Source organism: Ensifer adhaerens (assembly GCF_000697965.2).
Taxonomy (GTDB): Bacteria; Pseudomonadota; Alphaproteobacteria; order Rhizobiales; family Rhizobiaceae; genus Ensifer; species Ensifer adhaerens.
On sequence record NZ_CP015880.1, the window covers coordinates 2,546,317 to 2,562,659 of the forward strand.

A 16,343-nucleotide genomic window follows, 5' to 3' on the forward strand; every position below is an offset into this window, starting at 1 on the left:
GTGGTTGCCCTTTTATGCATCACGACTAATTATCTTGCTTCGTCAACCATAACTACGTGTGATGTAATTTTCGCATGGAGCACGCAATGCAGCCACTTTCGCCTGAAAAACACGATGAAGCCGAGGTAGCAGCCGGTTTCCTCTCGGCCATGGCAAATCCTAAGCGCCTCCTCATCCTCGATTCCCTCGTGAAGGAAGAGATGGCAGTCGGCGCATTGGCCAACAAGGTTGGGCTGAGCCAGTCGGCTCTCTCCCAGCATCTTTCTAAGCTCCGTGCTCAGAATCTCGTCAGCACCCGTCGCGATGCGCAGACGATTTACTATTCGAGCTCATCCGACGCGGTCATGCGGATTCTAGGCACGCTCAATCAAATCTACGGTGACGACCAGAGCGCCACTGCAGAAAAGACTCCGGTCCGTAAATCGGCCTGATATTCGGTCCGCATCTGCGGACCCGTTCGGACAGCCCCACACGAGAAATCGCGCGGGGCTTATTCTTTGGCGGATAGTCTTCCCAGTTTGCACGCGAAAGGTGCCGGCGCTTGCTGGCATTTACCGAGCCTTGAGACTTCCGGGGCACGATGCGCCGCGACAGAATCAGCCGGAAAGCGGACATCGGGATATGCGTGACAAGGTCCGCTGGGGCATCGCCGGAACCGGCACGATCGCAAACAGTCTTGCCTCGGACTTCCGCTTCGCAACCCATGCGAGCCTCGTCGCCGTCTCGTCCCGCAGCGCGCAGAAGGCCGAGAGCTTCGCTGGGCGTTTCGGCGGCATCCGCGGCTATCAGGGCATCGAGGCACTGGCGGCCTCTCCCGATATCGACGCGATCTACGTCGCCTCACCCAATGCTGAGCACTTTCAACAGGCCACCCTCGCCTTGGCCGCCGGCAAAGCCGTTCTCGTCGAAAAGCCGCTGACGACGTCGTCGGCCGACGCGCGCACGCTTGCAAACGCCGCTGCCGCCGGCAGCACCTTCGCCATGGAGGCACTGTGGACCTGTTTCCTTCCGGCGATTTCCAGGGTTCGCGAACTGCTCGCGGCCGGAACGCTCGGCGCGATCCGCCATGTCCGGGCGAACCTCGCCTACGAGAAACCGTTCGACGCCGGCAGCCGGTTCTTCGATCCGGCGCTCGGCGGCGGGTCGATGCTCGACCTCGGCATTTATCCGATCGCCCTTTGCCTCAATCTGTTCGGGCACCCCGGGTCCGTCGATGGCACATGGAAGCGCGCGCCGACCGGCGTCGACAGTTCAGCCAAGATCAAGCTGGCCTATGACGGCTTTGACGCTGAACTGGGCTGCGGCTTCGATCGAAACGGGCACAATCGCTTCGTTATCGAGGGCGAGCGCGGCACGCTGGTTATCGACACGCCGTTTCTGAAGGCAAGCCGCCTCTTCGTTGTCACCGGCGGCGCGGCGCGCAAGCTACTGGCTTTCAACGGAAAAACGACCTGCCGGCTGGCCCGGCATATCCCCCTGCCCGGCCTTACCCGCCACGATCATCACTTCCCCGGGAGCGGCCTGCAATTCGAGATCGAGGCAGCAAGCGCGGCGATTCTCGAGGGCCGCAGCGAACATCCGTTGATGCCGCTATCGGCCAGCATAAAGGCCCTGGAAATCATCGAGACGGTCCGCTCAAGGACACCTGAGGCAGGCTAGTTCTACCTCGAAACGGAACGCAAAACGTGGCCGACGCTGCGCCTCTAGAGGTCGAGCGGACGGTAGTCCCGCCAGCCGCCGTTGAGCGCCAACACCACCTCCGTTAGATGTCGCGCCGTCGCGCCGGAGAAAAACGGTGTTTCGCCGCCTTTGAGCGCCTGCGCCTGCACTGCAATGCCGCGCACGAAATCGATCTGCGACGGAAAGGCCGGAAGCGCACTTGCCGATGGCGCCGTCGGATAGCGCATCTTGGTTCCGGGATAGAGCCGAAGCGGAAGCTTGCGGCCGAGTTTCCACTCCAGCCAGTCGAGCCCGCGATGCAGGAGCGGCCGCTTCGCCCCGAAGATCTCCAGATGGATCGGCGAGCGATTGTCCCAGAGATCGCGAACGGTGATCATGCCCTTTTCGCCGATGATCGTCAGCGAGCGGTCGCGCGGCGCCGCCAGGCCGCAGGTGACCCGCGCCGTCAGGCCGGAGCGGAACGTCAGGCAACCCACGGAAAAATCGGGCCCGAGCGCCAGCGTCTCGGTTCCCGGCCCCTTGTCCGGAAAGGTCAGCGCCGAGACGGCACTGACTTCGGCGACCGGGCCGAAGAGGGAGACAAGCCAGCTTGCTGCATAACCCGCATGTTCGAGCGTGCAGCCGACCTCGAACTCATGCACGCCCGGCCAGCGGGCGCCCGAGCGGCTGCGCCAGGCGCGCCAGTTGGCCTTGAACACCGGGCCATCTTCCATCTCGGCATAGACAAGCCGCGGCGTGCCAATGGCACCGTCCGCAAGCAGACGGGCGCAGAGCGCCTGCGCGTCGCTGAGCCCATTGGCCGGTGCACCGGCCAGAACAAGCCCCTTGGCCCTTGCCAGGTCGACGAGTTCGCTCGCCTGCTCCACCGTCATCGCCAGGGGCTTTTCGCAATAGACGTGCTTTCCGGCCGAAAGCGCCCGGAAATTTACGGTATAGTGGCTCTCCGGCGTCGTCAGATTGACGACGATCGACACCGCGGGATCGGCAAGCACGGCGTCGAGCGAGGCGTAGGGCGAAACCTTCCAGTAGCGTGCGAACGCGTCGAGGCGCTCGGCATCGCGATCCCAGACGCCGGTGAGCCGCAGCTCCGGATGGTTGGCAAGCGTCGTCATGTAATAGTCGGCGACGAAGCCGGTTCCGACAAAGGCAATCAAGGTCACGCTTTCAGTCTCCTATCGCGCGTCGGCCAGGAACGACGCGACGTAAACGAGCGGCGCATTCCAGTTGATGGCGATTTCGTTGGACCCATAGGCTTCGATATCGTCGACATAGCAGGTTTGCGGCGCGCAACCGCGCAGCCGCTCCCTGGCGATGTCATCGACAAAGGTCGAGTTCGGACCGCCGGCAAGCGAACCGACGGGCGGATTTGGCAGCTGCGGATCGCGCTGACGGGCATACCAGCGGCTGTGCTGGTTCTGCGGCGAGCGGCTGCCATAGCCGGTTATGTAGGAAAGCCCCATCGCATTGCGCCCGAGGATGTAGTCCATGCCCTCGCGCGCGCCGTCAAGAAAGACCCTGTCGCCGGAGAGATCGTAGGCGGCCGACAGCACGACGATGTTCTGCAGCATCAACTGGTTCGATCCCCAGTCGTAGCGGCGCTCGTTCGGCCGGTAGACGATACCGAATGGCTCCGCCTGTTGCAGCGACAGCAGGTGCTGCGCGCTCGTGAGCACCGAATTGCGGATCGTTTCCTGATCGACCGCCGGCAGCGCCCTGCCATAAAGGGCGAGTTGCAGCCGCGCGAAGCCGGCAACGTCTCGCCAGTTGAAAGCGCCGCCGGGCGAAAACACATCCGCCTCCCAGAGCGGCGAGGCCCGCAGGGTCTTGAGATATTCGCCGTTGCCGGTCGTCAGATAAAGCTCGGTCGCCGCCCAGAAAAGCTCGTCGGAAATGCTGTCGTCGTCGTAGTCGCCGCCGCCGCCGAACCCATCGGACTTGGGGGCGAGGAGCGCCGGATTGGCATTCGCCGCCACCCACGCCTTGCGCGCCGCCGAAAGCAGCCGCGCGGAAAATGTCGGGTTATGCTCGGCAAAGAGCCTCGCGCCCTGGGCAGCCACCGCCGCAACATCGAGCGTCGCCGCGGTCGAGGGGCGGTAAAGCGCGCGCGGCTGCGGGTCGTCGCCCGGCAGCATAGGTGCGGCGGTCCAAGCCGTATCGTGGATCTTGTGGTGCACCATGCCGGCGAGCGGCTCGCCGTCCGGGACCATCATCCGCAGCAGGAACTCCAGCTCCCAGCGCGCCTCGTCGAGGATGTCCGGAAGGCCATTGCCGTTTTCCGGAATACGCAACAGCCCGTCGCGCATCACCGCCGATGTGGGCGCAAACGTCAGGCCGCGTTCGTAGGCGGCCAGCAGTTGGGCAGCAGCCAGCGCTCCGGTCACCGCATATTTGCCGTGGTCGCCCGCGTCATACCAGCCGCCGGTGACGTCCAGTTGGTAGGAACAGGACCAGCCGCCGTAGAGCGCCTCGGCCTGCGCGCCGCCAAGGCACGTAACCGCCTTGTCGCCCTGGTTCGGCGCGACGCCGACATGGCCGGCCGTCCGGGCATAGGCCTTGCCGGCGATCGCCCCCCTGATCTCGATCCCGCTTCTTTGCGGGTAGAACCAGGACAGCGCATCGACCCGCAACCGCATGTAGAGATCCTCGCCGATCGAAAAGCGGTCGCTTGCCCAGTCGCCGGATACCAGTCGATAGCCGTCGCCCGGCGTCTTGAACGCTGAGAAGTCCGCAACCTGCGTCTCGACCCCGGCCGTCGGATCGAAACCGTGGGGCTGCGTCTTGCCCTTGCCGACGATCCTGTCCGCAGAATCCAACAGTCGAAAATCGATGGGTTGTTTCGCATCGGCGACGAAGGTCGCCCGCTTCGGGCCATCCGTCAGGTAGCCGAGCTGGTTGACGCGAATGGCCGGCCCTTCGGCCGCCCGCCGCGCCGCCGGCGAGGAAACCCCGGTCGCCACCAGCGAGACGTCGTCGAGGCAGACACGGCCGCTCTCGCCGCCGCCAAGCGGAAAAACGAGCTGCGCTTCGTCCGGCTCCTGCCCCGCGAACTCCGCCGAAAAAAGGCTGCCCTCCGGCGTGCCTTCCATCGTGAATTCGTCCACCATGGTCCAGGGATCGGCGGCGCGCTGCACCCTTGCCTGGACGCTGCGCGCCGGCTCGGCGATCACCCTCATCGACAAACGGTAGATGCGACCGGGCTCGAGCTTCAAGCCATTGGTGCCGATGAGTTGGCTCCAGGCTTCACCGCCCCGCGCAGCCTCGACGCAAAGCCGGCCGTTCTCGCGCGCGAACGCCAGCCCGTCGCTCGCCCAGAACGTGTCCTGTCTTTTGTCAAAGTGGCCGTCAGCAATCAGTTCGGCGCCCTTTGCCAGGCCCGGCAGGAAGAGCACGGCAATCGCCGCGTGTGCTATCCCGAACCTCGACACGTTTCCAACTCCGAACTCGCCGGCCGCCCAAAAGGCGCCACGGAGCCGACAAGCCATGGCAGCAGAGCGTTGCCGCAAACAAGTTAAGCTTGAGAAAAGATCCGGCGGCGCGGCGAAATTTCGCTGTCGCCAAGACCCGTCGCGACCTGTCTGGCGGACCGGTGCGAGGCTTGACGCGCCTCGGCGCCCTGATAGTTTGACCAAAGGGTAAAAATTTGGGCGGCAGCACCGCCCGGACGACAAGAGAGACCGAGGAGAACTGGAATGTCGAACCGCCTTAACACGCCGAACGACCTGCGTGCTTTCTGGATGCCGTTCACTGCGAACCGGCAGTTCAAGAAGGAACCGCGCCTCTTCGTCGGCGCCAAGGACATGCACTACACGACCCATGACGGCCGCACGGTACTGGACGGCACGGCGGGTCTGTGGTGCGTCAATGCCGGCCATTGTCGCCCGAAGATCACCGAGGCGATCCGTGAGCAGGCGGGCGAGCTCGACTATGCGCCGGCCTTCCAGCTCGGCCACCCCAAGGCCTTCGAACTGGCAAACCGCCTGGTCGACATCGCGCCCGAGGGCATGAACCACGTTCTCTACACCAACTCTGGCTCGGAATCGGTAGACACCGCGCTGAAGGTGGCACTCGCCTATCACCGCGCCAAGGGCGACGGCTCGCGTTTCCGCCTGATTGGTCGCGAGCGCGGCTATCACGGCGTCAACTTCGGCGGCATTTCGGTCGGCGGCATCGTCTCCAACCGCAAGATGTTCGGCACGCTTCTGACCGGCGTCGACCATATGCCGCACACCCACTTGCCGGCCCAGAATGGCTTCACCCGCGGCGAGCCCGAGCATGGCGGCGATATCGCGACCGAACTCGAGCGTATCGTTACGCTGCATGACGCCTCCACCATCGCAGCCGTCATCGTCGAACCGGTGGCCGGCTCCACCGGCGTGCTGATCCCGCCGAAGGGCTACCTGCAGAAACTGCGCGAGATCTGCACCAAGCACGGCATCCTGCTGATTTTCGATGAAGTCATCACCGGTTTCGGCCGCCTCGGCACGCCGTTTGCCGCGCAGTATTTCGACGTGAAGCCGGATATCATTACGACCGCAAAGGGTCTCACCAACGGCGTCATCCCGATGGGTGCGGTCTTCGTCACCTCCGAGATCCATGATGCCTTCATGAATGGCCCGGAGCACATGATCGAGTTCTTCCACGGCTACACCTATTCGGGCAACCCGATCGCCTCGGCCGCCGCCCTCGGCACGCTCGATACCTACAAGGAAGAGGGCCTCTTGACCCGCGCCGCCGAGTTGGCACCCTATTGGGAAGAGGGCCTGCACTCGCTGAAGGACTGCCCGCATGTCATCGACATCCGCAATCTCGGCCTGATCGGCGCGATCGAGCTGCAGCCGATCGCCGGCGAGCCGACGAAGCGCGCTTTCTCCGCCTTCCTCAAGGCCTATGAGAGCGGCCTCTTGATCCGCACCACCGGCGACATCATTGCGCTGTCACCGCCGCTGATCATCAGCAAGGCAGAAATCGACGAGCTGTTCGGCAAGCTGCGCGCCGTTCTCAACAGCAATATCTAAGCAGGCCTCGTCGAGACCGTCAGAACCCTTTCCCCGGCAACGGGGGAAGGGTTACTCTTATCCGCAACAATGAAACCAAGCGTCGTCCCGCCGAGAGAGCATCCGGGGCGCGTATAAGAAATGGAGTTGCCTCATGTCCGAAGCGCTGGAACGCTATATCGATCAGGGCGTTGGACGCGAGCCGGCTGACATCGTCTTGAAGGGCGGGCAGTTCTTCGATCTCGTCACTGGCGAACTGGTCGCCTCCGACATCGCGATCTCCGGCGACCGCATCGTCGGCACCTTCGGCAGCTACGAGGGGCGCGAGGAAATCGACATCACGGCCCGCATCGTCGTGCCCGGCTTCATCGACACCCATCTGCACATCGAATCCTCGCTGGTCACGCCGCACGAGTTCGACCGCTGCGTCCTGCCGCTCGGCATCACCACCGTCGTCTGCGATCCGCACGAGATCGCCAACGTGCTCGGCACCGAGGGCATCGAGTATTTCCTGGATTCGGCGCTCGAGACGATCATGGACATCCGCGTCCAGCTCTCCTCCTGCGTGCCGGCGACGCATCTCGAAACGTCGGGCGCCGACCTGCCGATCGAACGTCTCCTGCCCTTCCGCCACCATCCGAAAGTCATTGGCCTTGCCGAGTTCATGAACTTTCCGGGTGTTGTGCACAAGGACCCGGTCTGCCTCGCCAAGCTCGATGCCTTCCAGGGCGCCCATATCGACGGTCATGCTCCACTGCTTTCGGGCAAGGACCTGAACGGCTATCTGGCAGCCGGCATCCGCACCGATCATGAATGCACCAGCGCTGAAGAAGCCATGGAGAAGATCCGCAAGGGCATGCACATCCTCGTGCGGGAGGGCTCGGTCTCCAAGGACCTGCATGCGCTGATGCCCATCATCACCGAGCGGCTGTCGCCGCACCTGGCGCTCTGCACCGACGACCGCAACCCGCTCGACATCGCCGAGCAGGGTCACCTCGACCATATGATCCGCACGGCGATATCCGCCGGCGTCGAGCCGCTGGCGATCTACCGCGCCGCCTCGATCTCGGCCGCCCGCGCCTTCGGTCTGCGCGACCGCGGCTTGGTCGCGCCCGGCTGGCGCGCCGATCTCGTGGTCATCGACAGCCTGGAAAACTGCAAGGCCGAAACGGTGTTCTCCGGTGGTCGCCGCGTCACCGACGCGCTCTTTGCCACCCGCAAGACGGTCGCCCCCGTCGGGCTCGACAGCGTCAAGGCCGGCCAAGTCCATGCCAGCGCCTTCGGCATTCCGGTCGCAGACGGCGACACCTCGGTCATCGGCGTTCTGCCCGGCAAGATCATCACCGAGCACCGCCGCTACCGCCTGCCGGCGGTCGGCAACCAGACCGGCGTCGATCTCGGCCGCGACATCATCAAGGTCGCCGTCATCGAACGCCACGGCGTCAACGGCAATCATGCCAATGGCTTCGTGCAGGGGTTCGGGCTGAAGAAAGGCGCGATCGCCTCGACCGTCGGCCATGACAGCCACAACATCTGCGTCGTTGGCGTCAACGACGAGGACATGGCGATCGCCGCCAACCGGCTCGGCGAGATCAAGGGCGGTTTCGTCGTCGTCGAGGACGGCAAGGTGACCGGCGAGATCGCGCTTCCGGTCGCAGGCCTGATGAGCCTCGAGCCCTATGAGAGCGTCCGTGACACGCTGCACGACCTGCGCCACGCCGCCTTCGCGCTCGGCGCAACGCTGGAGGAACCCTTCCTGCAGCTCGCCTTCCTGCCGCTGCCGGTCATCCCGCATCTGAAGATCTCGGATCGCGGGCTGGTCGATGTCGACAAGTTCATGCTGATCGGGTGATTGGCGGCGGCACTCAGTTGTCGGCCACGGCGGGCGCCAGTTCCTTGCGGAAATAGACGACGCGCTCCGTCTCCTCAAAGCCAAGCGCCATGTGCAGGCTTTGGCTCCTCAGATTGTCGGTCGCCGTGTCGGAGGCGAGTTCCTGGCAGCCCCGGCTTGTCGCCCAGCGTTCGACCGCGGTGATCAGGGCGCGCGCCACGCCGCGACGGCGGTAGGCGGGCAAGACGTAAATGCCTTCGAGGAAGCCGACGGGCGAGGTCTCGCAGCCGTTGACGTAATCGTGGCGGATCGACGCTTCAGCGAAACCGGCAGCGACGCCGGCTTCGTCCTCGCAAAGGAACGAAGCGTAGCGGTCGCCCTCCGCGAGACTGGATTCGACTTCGGCGCGATGATCCGCCGCCGGTGTATCCGGCCAGAGCGCCAGACGCATCTCGACCCAGCGGCCGATGGTTTCGCCATCCATCAACAATACGCGCATCAGAACTTCCCTGAGAAGGCCGACAGTCCGGCAACCCTGATGCTACCGGCTTCAGGCCGTGCCGGATATCCGGGCAATTCCAGGGGCTCAACCGCCGACGGCGCCAGAAACTCCAGCGGTTCCCGGGTGAGATTGAAGACGAAGAGCAGCCGCTCGCCGTCTTTCTCGCGAACAAAGGCCAGGAGATCGCTGTTCGTGTCGAGGAACCGCATCGTGCCATCGCTGAGTGCCGGCTGCGATCGGCGGAAGGCGAGCGTCGCGCGATAGTGATCGAGCACCGTGTCCCCGGTTTGCTGGGCGTCGACCGAAAGCCGCCGATGATCCTCGGGCACCGGCAGCCACGGCTTGCCGGCGGTAAAGCCGGCATTGGCCGCCGCGTGCTCCCAAACCATCGGTGTGCGGCATCCGTCGCGGCCCTTATAGGAGGGCCAGAAACGGATGCCATATGGATCGCGCAGATCCTCGAAAGCAAGCTCCGCCTCCGGCAGCCCCAGTTCCTCGCCCTGATAAAGGCAGATCGAGCCGCGCAGGCTGGAAAGCAGTGTGATCGCCAGCCGCGCCACCCTCTCCCGCTCCGCTTCATTGCGGGCAAAGCGGCTGACATGGCGCGTCACGTCGTGGTTGGAAAAGGCCCAGCAGACCCAGCCGTCGGTCACCGCCTCCTGGAAGTTCTCGACGCAGCGGCGGATATGGGTCGCGGTAAAGTCCGGCCCCAGGAGGTCAAAGGTATAGCACATGTTGAGCTTGTCGCCGCCGCTGGTATAGGCGGCCACGGTCTTCAGCGAGCGGGCGCCGTCGCCCACCTCGCCGACGGTCATGCGGCCTTCGTAGCGATCAAGCAATGCCCGGAACCGCGCGAGGAAGGCGATGTTTTCCGGCTGGCTCTTGTCGTGGAGATGGTCCTGCATGCCGTAGGGGTTCACGTCGGGCGCATCGTTGCTGGTGGCATCCGGATCCGGCACGAGCGGCGGGTTGTCCCGCAAGTGCTTGTCGTGGAAGTAGAAGTTGACCGTATCTAGACGGAAGCCGTCGACGCCCCGCTCCAGCCAGAAGCGGGCAGCATCGAGCACCGCGTCCTGAACTTCGGGATTGTGAAAGTTGAGGTCCGGCTGCGAGCCTAAGAAGTTGTGCATGTAATACTGCTTCCGCACCCCGTCCCATTCCCAGGCCGGTCCGCCGAAGATCGACAGCCAGTTGTTGGGCGCTGTGCCGTCCGGCTTAGGATCGGCCCAGACATACCAGTCCCCCTTCCCGTTCGTTCGGCTGGAGCGGCTCTCGACAAACCAGGGATGGCGATCGGCGGTGTGGGAGATCACCTGGTCGATGATCACTTTCAGGCCAAGACGATGGGCCTCGCCAAGCATCTCGTCGAAATCGGCGAGTGTTCCGAACATCGGATCGACGTCGCAGTAATCCGAGACGTCGTAGCCCATGTCGGCCTGCGGCGAGGTGAAGAACGGCGACAGCCAGATCGCTTCGACGCCGAGCGAGGCGATGTGCGGCAGCCTGCGGGTGACACCCTTGAGATCGCCGATGCCGTCGTCGTCGGTATCCTGGAACGAGCGCGGATAGACCTGATAGATCACCGCACCGCGCCACCAATCGTCACCCGATACCTGCCGAGACGCCATGTAAGCCCCCTGAAGACGGTCTGTCGCGCAAAGGTGTAGCGTTGCCCGGCGCCGGAGTAAACGCCATTCACCGCCACGCACGGATCGCCACCAAACAGCCGGAAACTATCTCTTGCCGAGAACGATCGAGACCCTTATCCCGTCTCAGACGAAATCTTGTGAGGAGGAAAGTCGTTGGCCGGAAAGATGCTTGCGATCGGAGAGTGCATGGTCGAGCTCATGCAGGCGGAAGGCGGGCTCTTGCGCAAAGGCTATGCCGGCGACACGTTCAACGCCGCCTATTATGCGCGGCTCTTCATGCCTGCTGATTGGACCGTCGCCTATTGCTCCGCCGTCGGCACCGACACGGTTTCCGACGAGATGCTGGCCTTCATGGCGGAAAAAGCGATCGACACCTCGGCCGTCCGTCGCATCGAGAACCGCTCGGCAGGCCTCTATATGATCCATCTGAAGGACGGCGAGCGCAGCTTCTCCTACTGGCGCTCGCACTCGGCTGCCAAGCTGCTTGCCGACGACGCCGAGCACCTCAGACGCGCAATCGAAGCCTCCGACCTCATCCTCTTCTCCGGCATCACGCTGGCGATCCTTGCGCCCGATGCCGTAGAAACGCTGCTGTCGGAACTGCGCCGCGCCAAGGCTGCCGGCAAGACGGTGGTCTTCGACCCGAACATTCGCCCGCGTCTCTGGGACGATGCCGAGCGCATGCGCCGCACGCTGACCGACGGTGCCCGCGCCGCGACCCTGGTGATGCCGAGCTTCGACGACGAGATGACCCATTTCGGCGATGCATCGATCGACGCGACGATTGCCCGTTACAAGAGCCTGGGCGCCACCAACCTTGTCGTCAAGGATGGCGAGAAGGGTGTGACGCTCGCCTTCGGCGATGCCCCGGTTGAGCATGTGCCGGCGACCCCGGTCGAGCGCGTCGTCGATACGACCAGTGCCGGCGACAGCTTCAACGGCGCCTTCGTCTCCCGCCTGGTGGCGGGCGACAAGCCAGCCCAGGCCGCCGCCCTTGCGGCAAGCGTCGCTGCCGGCGTCATCGGCCATCACGGCGCGCTCGTGGCGCGGGAGAAGCTGCCTGCCGCGTGAGCGGCGGGGTCACTTTTCAGGAACTTTAGGAAGGATGCAGACGGAAAGCCTGTTTGGTTTTCCGCTCCCTCTTTAGCGGCGCTTCTTCGCCTTGGACTCGTACGGGTTGTCGCCCGAACGGAAGTGCATGCGGATCGGCACGCCCGGCAGGTCGAAATCGTTGCGCAGGCCGTTGATCAGGTAGCGCACGTAGGATTCCGGCAGCGCGTCCGGCCGCGTGCAGGAGATCATGAAGCCCGGCGGGCGCGCCTTCACCTGGGTCATGTACTTGAGCTTGAGCCGGCGACCGGAAACGGCCGGTGGCGGATGCTGAACCGTCTGCGATTCCAGCCAGCGGTTGAGCCGCGCGGTGGAGATGCGGCGGTTCCAGGTCTTGTCGGTCTCGATGATCGCCTGCATCAGCCGATCGAGGCCGTAGCCGGTGTGACCGGAAATCGGCACGGCACGGATGCCGCGGGCCTGCGGCAGCAGCCGCTCGGTCTTTTCGCGAAGATCGGCAAGCACCGCCTGCCAATCCTCGACCAGGTCCCACTTGTTGAAGGCGAGAACGGCCGCCCGGCCTTCGCGCAGCACGAGGTCGACGATCTGCAGATCCTGCTTCTCGAAAGGGATGGTCGCGTCGAAGACGATGACCACCGTTTCGGCAAAGCGGATCGCCCGCAGGGCGTCGGCGACCGAGAGCTTTTCGAGCTTCTCCTGAACCTTGGCCTTGCGGCGCATGCCGGCAGTGTCGAACATCTTGATGGTGCGACCGCGCCAGTCCCATTCGACCGAGATGGAATCGCGGGTGATGCCGGCTTCCGGGCCGGTCAACAGCCGGTCTTCGCCGAGGAAGCGGTTGATCAGGGTCGACTTGCCGGCGTTCGGCCGGCCGACGATCGCCACCCGCAGCGGCTTGGTCTCGTCATAGGCGGTCTCCACCTCTTCGTCTTCACCGTCGTCCTTGAACGTGGGGCGCAGATCGATATCGGTTTCGGCCACGTCGTCTTCCGGCGGGTAGGCCCGGTCTTCGCCGATCGCAGCGACGATCGCGTCGCGCAGATCGAGCATGCCCTGGCCGTGTTCGGCCGAGATCGGGCACGGCTCGCCAAGGCCAAGCGTGAAGGCATCGTAGAAGCCACCGTCGGAACCGCGTGCTTCCGACTTGTTGGCGACCAGCACCACCGGCTTGCCGCGGCGGCGCAGCATTTCGGCAAGCGTCTCGTCTGCCGGCGTCAGGCCGCCCTTGGCGTCCACCAGGAACAGCGAAAGATCGGCTTCGTCGATCGCGGCCTCGGTCTGCGCCCACATGCGCCCCTGCAGCGTGTCGGGTCCCGATTGCTCGAGACCGGCCGTGTCGATGATGCGGAAGCGCAGATCGATCAACTTGGCGTCCCCCGGGCGACGGTCGCGGGTGACACCCGGCGTATCGTCGACGAGCGCCAGCTTCTTGCCGACCAAACGGTTGAACAAGGTGGACTTGCCGACATTGGGACGCCCGACGATGGCGACGGTGAAGCTCATGGATCTATCCGTTTCCGCTTGGAGCGCTGCTGCCAACAAGGCGGCTGCGCTCATAAATTCGTTTTCTGCCGCATCGGGCAGCGACAGTCCCAGCAGGAACTGTTCCGATTGTACTCGGCAATCCCGAACGCAAAACCGCTTAAGCACTTTTGCTGGAACTGCTTGCCTTGTCTCTCACAGTTCCGGACGCAAAACCGCTGAGCACTTTTGCTGAAACTGCTTTAAACGCTTTAGCGCACAATCCCAAGGTCGAGACCGACATTGGGATCATGCGCTGATTCGAAAGGGTCTTTCACCCTGTGCCCTTCCGGTGGGATGGGCTGTCGTCTTATGCCTTGCCGCTCGCGGCGATCACGTCGAGCAGCATCTGGGCGCGACCGGTGACGTTGCGCGGGCTCTGCGCATCGTCGACGATCTGCTGGAACCAGGTCTTCGCCTTGGCGTAGTCGCCGGACTTGTAGGCAGCGAGGCCAAGGGCTTCACGCGCCGAGTGGCGCATGTTGTTCTGCGGCGTAGCAAGCTGCTCGACCTCGGCCGAAACCTGGTCGTAACCGCCGGTATCGACGAGCAGGTAGGCTGCACGCAGACGCGCTGCCTCCTGGATAGCTGCCGGGACGCTGCTGTCCTTGCCGATAGCGGAGAAGGCCTTGGCAGCCGCCTCTGTCTCGCCCTTCTGCGCCTGCAGCGTGGCAGCGCGCAGACGCGCCAGCACCGGATAGGCGCCGTAGCCGTCCTTCTCCAGCGTGTTCAAGGCGGCGAGCGCCTCGTCCGTCTTGTTTTCCTTGGCGAGGTTCAACGCCTGCAGGAACGCATCGCCCGACTTCGAGGAGGCGCCATCCTGCCAGTAATCGAAGCCGACCTTGCCGATGGTGCCGAGTACGATAAGCACGGCGATGGCCACGATGACGCCGCCGAAGCGGGCCCAGATGCTCTTCATCTGGTCGGAACGCAGTTCCTCATTGACCTCGCGGATAAAGCTGTCGTCTTGGTTCGCCATCTATTGCCCCGGCCTTGCCTGCACACTGGCCCGTCGCGCCAACGGTCATATGACGATCGGCGAAACGGACACTCTCAAACTGTTCGAGCATGCACGAGGGGTCCTTGCCGCACCCGCCGCACTCTCATGGATTTTGCGCCTTCTACCCGATTTTGCGGCGCTTGTAAGGGGGCCGACGCGATTTAGAGCGCCTATGGCCGACACGAGGCCGACTCCGTCGCTCTAAATTTTCTGTTACTGCAATTCCGGACGCAAAACCGCGGTGCACTTTTGCTGGAAATTGCATCAGCCCATGACGACCGGTGCAACGCCGATCAACCATTCGTGCAGCTTCCAGACGAAGAGCACGTAGGCGACGAGGCCGATGATGATGGCGAGCACGTCGTTGGAGGCCGATTTGAACACCGGCAGTACGCGTTCGCCTGCCCGCTCGCGGCGTTTCAGCGAGATACGCAGGATCACCGCCCAGGCGAGAAACGAGCCGAACAGCAGGACGGAGGACGTCTCGCCGTTGGCGAGCAGATGCGCCAGCGCCCAGACCTTGATCGAAAGCACCTGAGGATGCTTGACCGCAACCGCGATGCGCCCGGCCGGAAGGAAGCCGGCAGCAAGGAAGATGAAGGCAAAAAGCATCAGAAGCAGTGCGATGTGGCGCATGAATACGGGCGGATCGTAGAGCATGCCCGTTTCGCTGCGGGCCTGGCCGAAGCCATAGATGATCAGACAGAGGCCGATGAGGCTGAGGATTGCATAGATCCCCATCCAGGTGCCCTTGCCGCGGCGCTCGATGACGCCGGCGCGGAAACCGGGCGCGACGACGCGGATGAGATGCAGGCCGAGAAAAAGAAGGATGCCGAGAACGAGTATCGCCATGGGGCCACCGCTTTGTTCGAGTATCGGGCAAACTCAGCGCCGCTCGTCGGAAAAGACGGGAGCTGGCCGCTGAAGCGTGTTGATTTCCAGTGTATTCGGTTCCCGGACCGATTCCGCCCAGGTTGCTATGGAGTAGCCTTGATGGCGCGTTTTTTCCAGACCGATCAAAGGATTGCCGCATTTTCGAACCATTTGCGACAAAACCAAAACAGTGCAGTTGATCATGATCCGTATTCCGCTTGCCCTCTCGCTCGCCCTTCTTCCCGCTCTTGCCAGGGCCGAGCCGGCGTCGCCGGCCACCGCGCCCGCCGGTGACAGGCAGTTGGTGATCGTCTCGTTCGACGGCGCGCATGACAACGCGCTATGGGAAAAAAGCCTGGCGATGGCCAAGCGCACCGGTGCGCATTTCACCTATTTCCTCTCCTGCACCTTTCTGATGACCCGGGCGGACGGCAAGACGCTCTACAAGCCGCCGGGCCAGAAGGCAGGCCGCTCGAATGTCGGCTTCGCGCAGAGCCGTGAAGAGATCGCGGCCCGCGTCGGCCACATCTGGCAGGCCCATCTCGACGGCCACGACATCGCCAGCCACGCCTGCGGCCACTTCGACGGCAAGGGCTGGAGCAAAGCCGACTGGCAAAGCGAGTTTTCGACCTTCAACGCGGCGCTCAAGGACGCCTGGAAGAAGGCGGACAAGCCCGAGGCCGAGCCGGCCGGCTGGGCCGAATTCGCCGCAACCGGGATCAAGGGATTCCGCGCGCCCTATCTGTCGCTGAGCGACGGCCTGCTGCCGGCACTCAAGGCGGACAACTTCACCTATGACGCAAGCCTGGTGACCAAGGGTCCGGGCTGGCCGACGACAAAGGATGGCCTGCCGCGTTTCGGACTGCCGCTGATCCCCGAAGGGCCGTCGCAGCGCCCTGTCATCGGCATGGACTACAATCTCTTCGTCCGCCACTCCATGGGTGTGGAGAACAAGAAGGACAGCGCCCGCTTCGAGGAGCGCACCTACGAGGCCTACAGGAAAGCCTTCGACCGGGAATATGCGGGCGACCGCATCCCACTGCAGCTCGGCTTCCATTTCGTCGAAATGAACGGCGGCGCCTACTGGCGCGCGCTCGATCGGCTGCTGGGCGAAGTCTGCGGCAAGCCCGACGTCGCCTGCGTCAGCTACGCCCAGGCGCTGCCGCTGATCGAGCAGGCAAAAAAGAAGGCGGGTCGAACCGCCTTCTGATTGGCTTTTTTC

The 16,343-nt window shown here is 63.9% G+C and carries 14 protein-coding genes; 6 read left to right on the plus strand and 8 right to left on the minus strand.

Annotated elements, in window-relative coordinates; genetic code table 11:
• Positions 1–86: 86 nt before the first annotated feature.
• Positions 87–431, plus strand: a complete 345-nt coding sequence (locus FA04_RS12350; RefSeq protein WP_034788940.1) for an ArsR/SmtB family transcription factor — start codon at positions 87–89, stop codon at positions 429–431.
• 190 nt (positions 432–621) lie between these two features.
• On the plus strand, positions 622–1,659 hold the full coding sequence (locus tag FA04_RS12355; RefSeq protein WP_034788942.1) for a Gfo/Idh/MocA family protein: 1,038 nt from the start codon (positions 622–624) through the stop codon (positions 1,657–1,659).
• Positions 1,660–1,703: 44 nt separating this feature from the next.
• Here FA04_RS12355 and FA04_RS12360 read toward each other — a convergent pair whose 3' ends face one another.
• Positions 1,704–2,792: a Gfo/Idh/MocA family protein gene (locus tag FA04_RS12360; protein ID WP_051659145.1), complete on the minus strand. Its 1,089-nt coding sequence runs from the start codon at positions 2,790–2,792 to the stop codon at positions 1,704–1,706.
• A 60-nt stretch (positions 2,793–2,852) separates the two neighbouring features.
• Positions 2,853–5,105, minus strand: a complete 2,253-nt coding sequence (locus FA04_RS12365) for a glycoside hydrolase family 9 protein (RefSeq protein ID WP_051659146.1) — start codon at positions 5,103–5,105, stop codon at positions 2,853–2,855.
• A gap of 264 nt (positions 5,106–5,369) precedes the next feature.
• Here FA04_RS12365 and aptA point away from each other — a divergent pair, with 264 nt between their 5' ends.
• Entirely contained in the window at positions 5,370–6,695 is a 1,326-nt protein-coding gene (gene aptA, locus FA04_RS12370; protein ID WP_034788948.1) for an omega-aminotransferase AptA, read from the plus strand.
• A gap of 133 nt (positions 6,696–6,828) precedes the next feature.
• Entirely contained in the window at positions 6,829–8,526 is a 1,698-nt protein-coding gene (gene ade / locus FA04_RS12375; protein ID WP_034788950.1) for an adenine deaminase, read from the plus strand.
• Between the two features lie 13 nt (positions 8,527–8,539).
• Here ade and aac(6') read toward each other — a convergent pair whose 3' ends face one another.
• Together aac(6') and bglA are read right to left on the minus strand one after the other, a co-directional pair.
• Positions 8,540–9,004: an aminoglycoside 6'-N-acetyltransferase gene (gene aac(6'), locus FA04_RS12380; protein WP_051659141.1), complete on the minus strand. Its 465-nt coding sequence runs from the start codon at positions 9,002–9,004 to the stop codon at positions 8,540–8,542.
• On the minus strand, positions 9,004–10,635 hold the full coding sequence (bglA, locus tag FA04_RS12385) for a beta-galactosidase BglA (protein ID WP_034788951.1): 1,632 nt from the start codon (positions 10,633–10,635) through the stop codon (positions 9,004–9,006). Before bglA ends, aac(6') begins: the two co-directional genes overlap by 1 nt.
• 174 nt (positions 10,636–10,809) lie before the next feature.
• Between bglA and FA04_RS12390 the strand changes: the two genes are divergently transcribed.
• Complete coding sequence (locus FA04_RS12390; RefSeq protein WP_034788952.1) at positions 10,810–11,727, plus strand: sugar kinase; 918 nt, start codon at positions 10,810–10,812, stop codon at positions 11,725–11,727.
• 72 nt (positions 11,728–11,799) lie between these two features.
• Here the strand turns inward: FA04_RS12390 and der are convergent, their stop codons facing one another.
• From der to FA04_RS35140, 4 genes are all read right to left on the minus strand, one after another.
• Positions 11,800–13,230: a ribosome biogenesis GTPase Der gene (gene der / locus FA04_RS12395; protein ID WP_034788953.1), complete on the minus strand. Its 1,431-nt coding sequence runs from the start codon at positions 13,228–13,230 to the stop codon at positions 11,800–11,802.
• 328 nt (positions 13,231–13,558) lie between these two features.
• The gene (locus FA04_RS12400) at positions 13,559–14,227 is read right to left on the minus strand and encodes a tetratricopeptide repeat protein (protein ID WP_034788954.1); all 669 of its coding nucleotides are present in this window, start codon (positions 14,225–14,227) and stop codon (positions 13,559–13,561) included.
• A gap of 285 nt (positions 14,228–14,512) precedes the next feature.
• Complete coding sequence (locus FA04_RS12405) at positions 14,513–15,100, minus strand: NnrU family protein (RefSeq protein WP_034788957.1); 588 nt, start codon at positions 15,098–15,100, stop codon at positions 14,513–14,515.
• 33 nt (positions 15,101–15,133) lie between these two features.
• On the minus strand, positions 15,134–15,325 hold the full coding sequence (locus tag FA04_RS35140; RefSeq protein ID WP_060528884.1) for a hypothetical protein: 192 nt from the start codon (positions 15,323–15,325) through the stop codon (positions 15,134–15,136).
• Here FA04_RS35140 and FA04_RS12410 point away from each other — a divergent pair.
• Positions 15,324–16,331 carry a polysaccharide deacetylase family protein gene (locus tag FA04_RS12410; protein WP_034789068.1) on the plus strand — a complete coding sequence of 336 codons (1,008 nt, stop codon included), beginning with the start codon at positions 15,324–15,326 and terminating at the stop codon, positions 16,329–16,331. The two genes, FA04_RS35140 and FA04_RS12410, sit on opposite strands and share 2 nt — an antisense overlap.
• Positions 16,332–16,343: the final 12 nt, after the last annotated feature.

What these genes read in the sequence shown, in the direction of transcription:
- FA04_RS12350 (WP_034788940.1), top strand. Translation starts at nt 87, where the DNA reads ATGCAGCCACTTTCGCCTGAAAAACACGATGAAGCCGAGGTAGCAGCC.
- FA04_RS12355 (WP_034788942.1), top strand. Translation starts at nt 622, where the DNA reads ATGCGTGACAAGGTCCGCTGGGGCATCGCCGGAACCGGCACGATCGCA.
- FA04_RS12360 (WP_051659145.1), bottom strand. Translation starts at nt 2,792, where the DNA reads ATGACGACGCTTGCCAACCATCCGGAGCTGCGGCTCACCGGCGTCTGG.
- aptA (WP_034788948.1), top strand. Translation starts at nt 5,370, where the DNA reads ATGTCGAACCGCCTTAACACGCCGAACGACCTGCGTGCTTTCTGGATG.
- ade (WP_034788950.1), top strand. Translation starts at nt 6,829, where the DNA reads ATGTCCGAAGCGCTGGAACGCTATATCGATCAGGGCGTTGGACGCGAG.
- bglA (WP_034788951.1), bottom strand. Translation starts at nt 10,635, where the DNA reads ATGGCGTCTCGGCAGGTATCGGGTGACGATTGGTGGCGCGGTGCGGTG.
- der (WP_034788953.1), bottom strand. Translation starts at nt 13,230, where the DNA reads ATGAGCTTCACCGTCGCCATCGTCGGGCGTCCCAATGTCGGCAAGTCC.
- FA04_RS12400 (WP_034788954.1), bottom strand. Translation starts at nt 14,227, where the DNA reads ATGGCGAACCAAGACGACAGCTTTATCCGCGAGGTCAATGAGGAACTG.
- FA04_RS12405 (WP_034788957.1), bottom strand. Translation starts at nt 15,100, where the DNA reads ATGGCGATACTCGTTCTCGGCATCCTTCTTTTTCTCGGCCTGCATCTC.
- FA04_RS12410 (WP_034789068.1), top strand. Translation starts at nt 15,324, where the DNA reads ATGATCCGTATTCCGCTTGCCCTCTCGCTCGCCCTTCTTCCCGCTCTT.
- FA04_RS35140 (WP_060528884.1), bottom strand. Translation starts at nt 15,325, where the DNA reads ATGATCAACTGCACTGTTTTGGTTTTGTCGCAAATGGTTCGAAAATGC.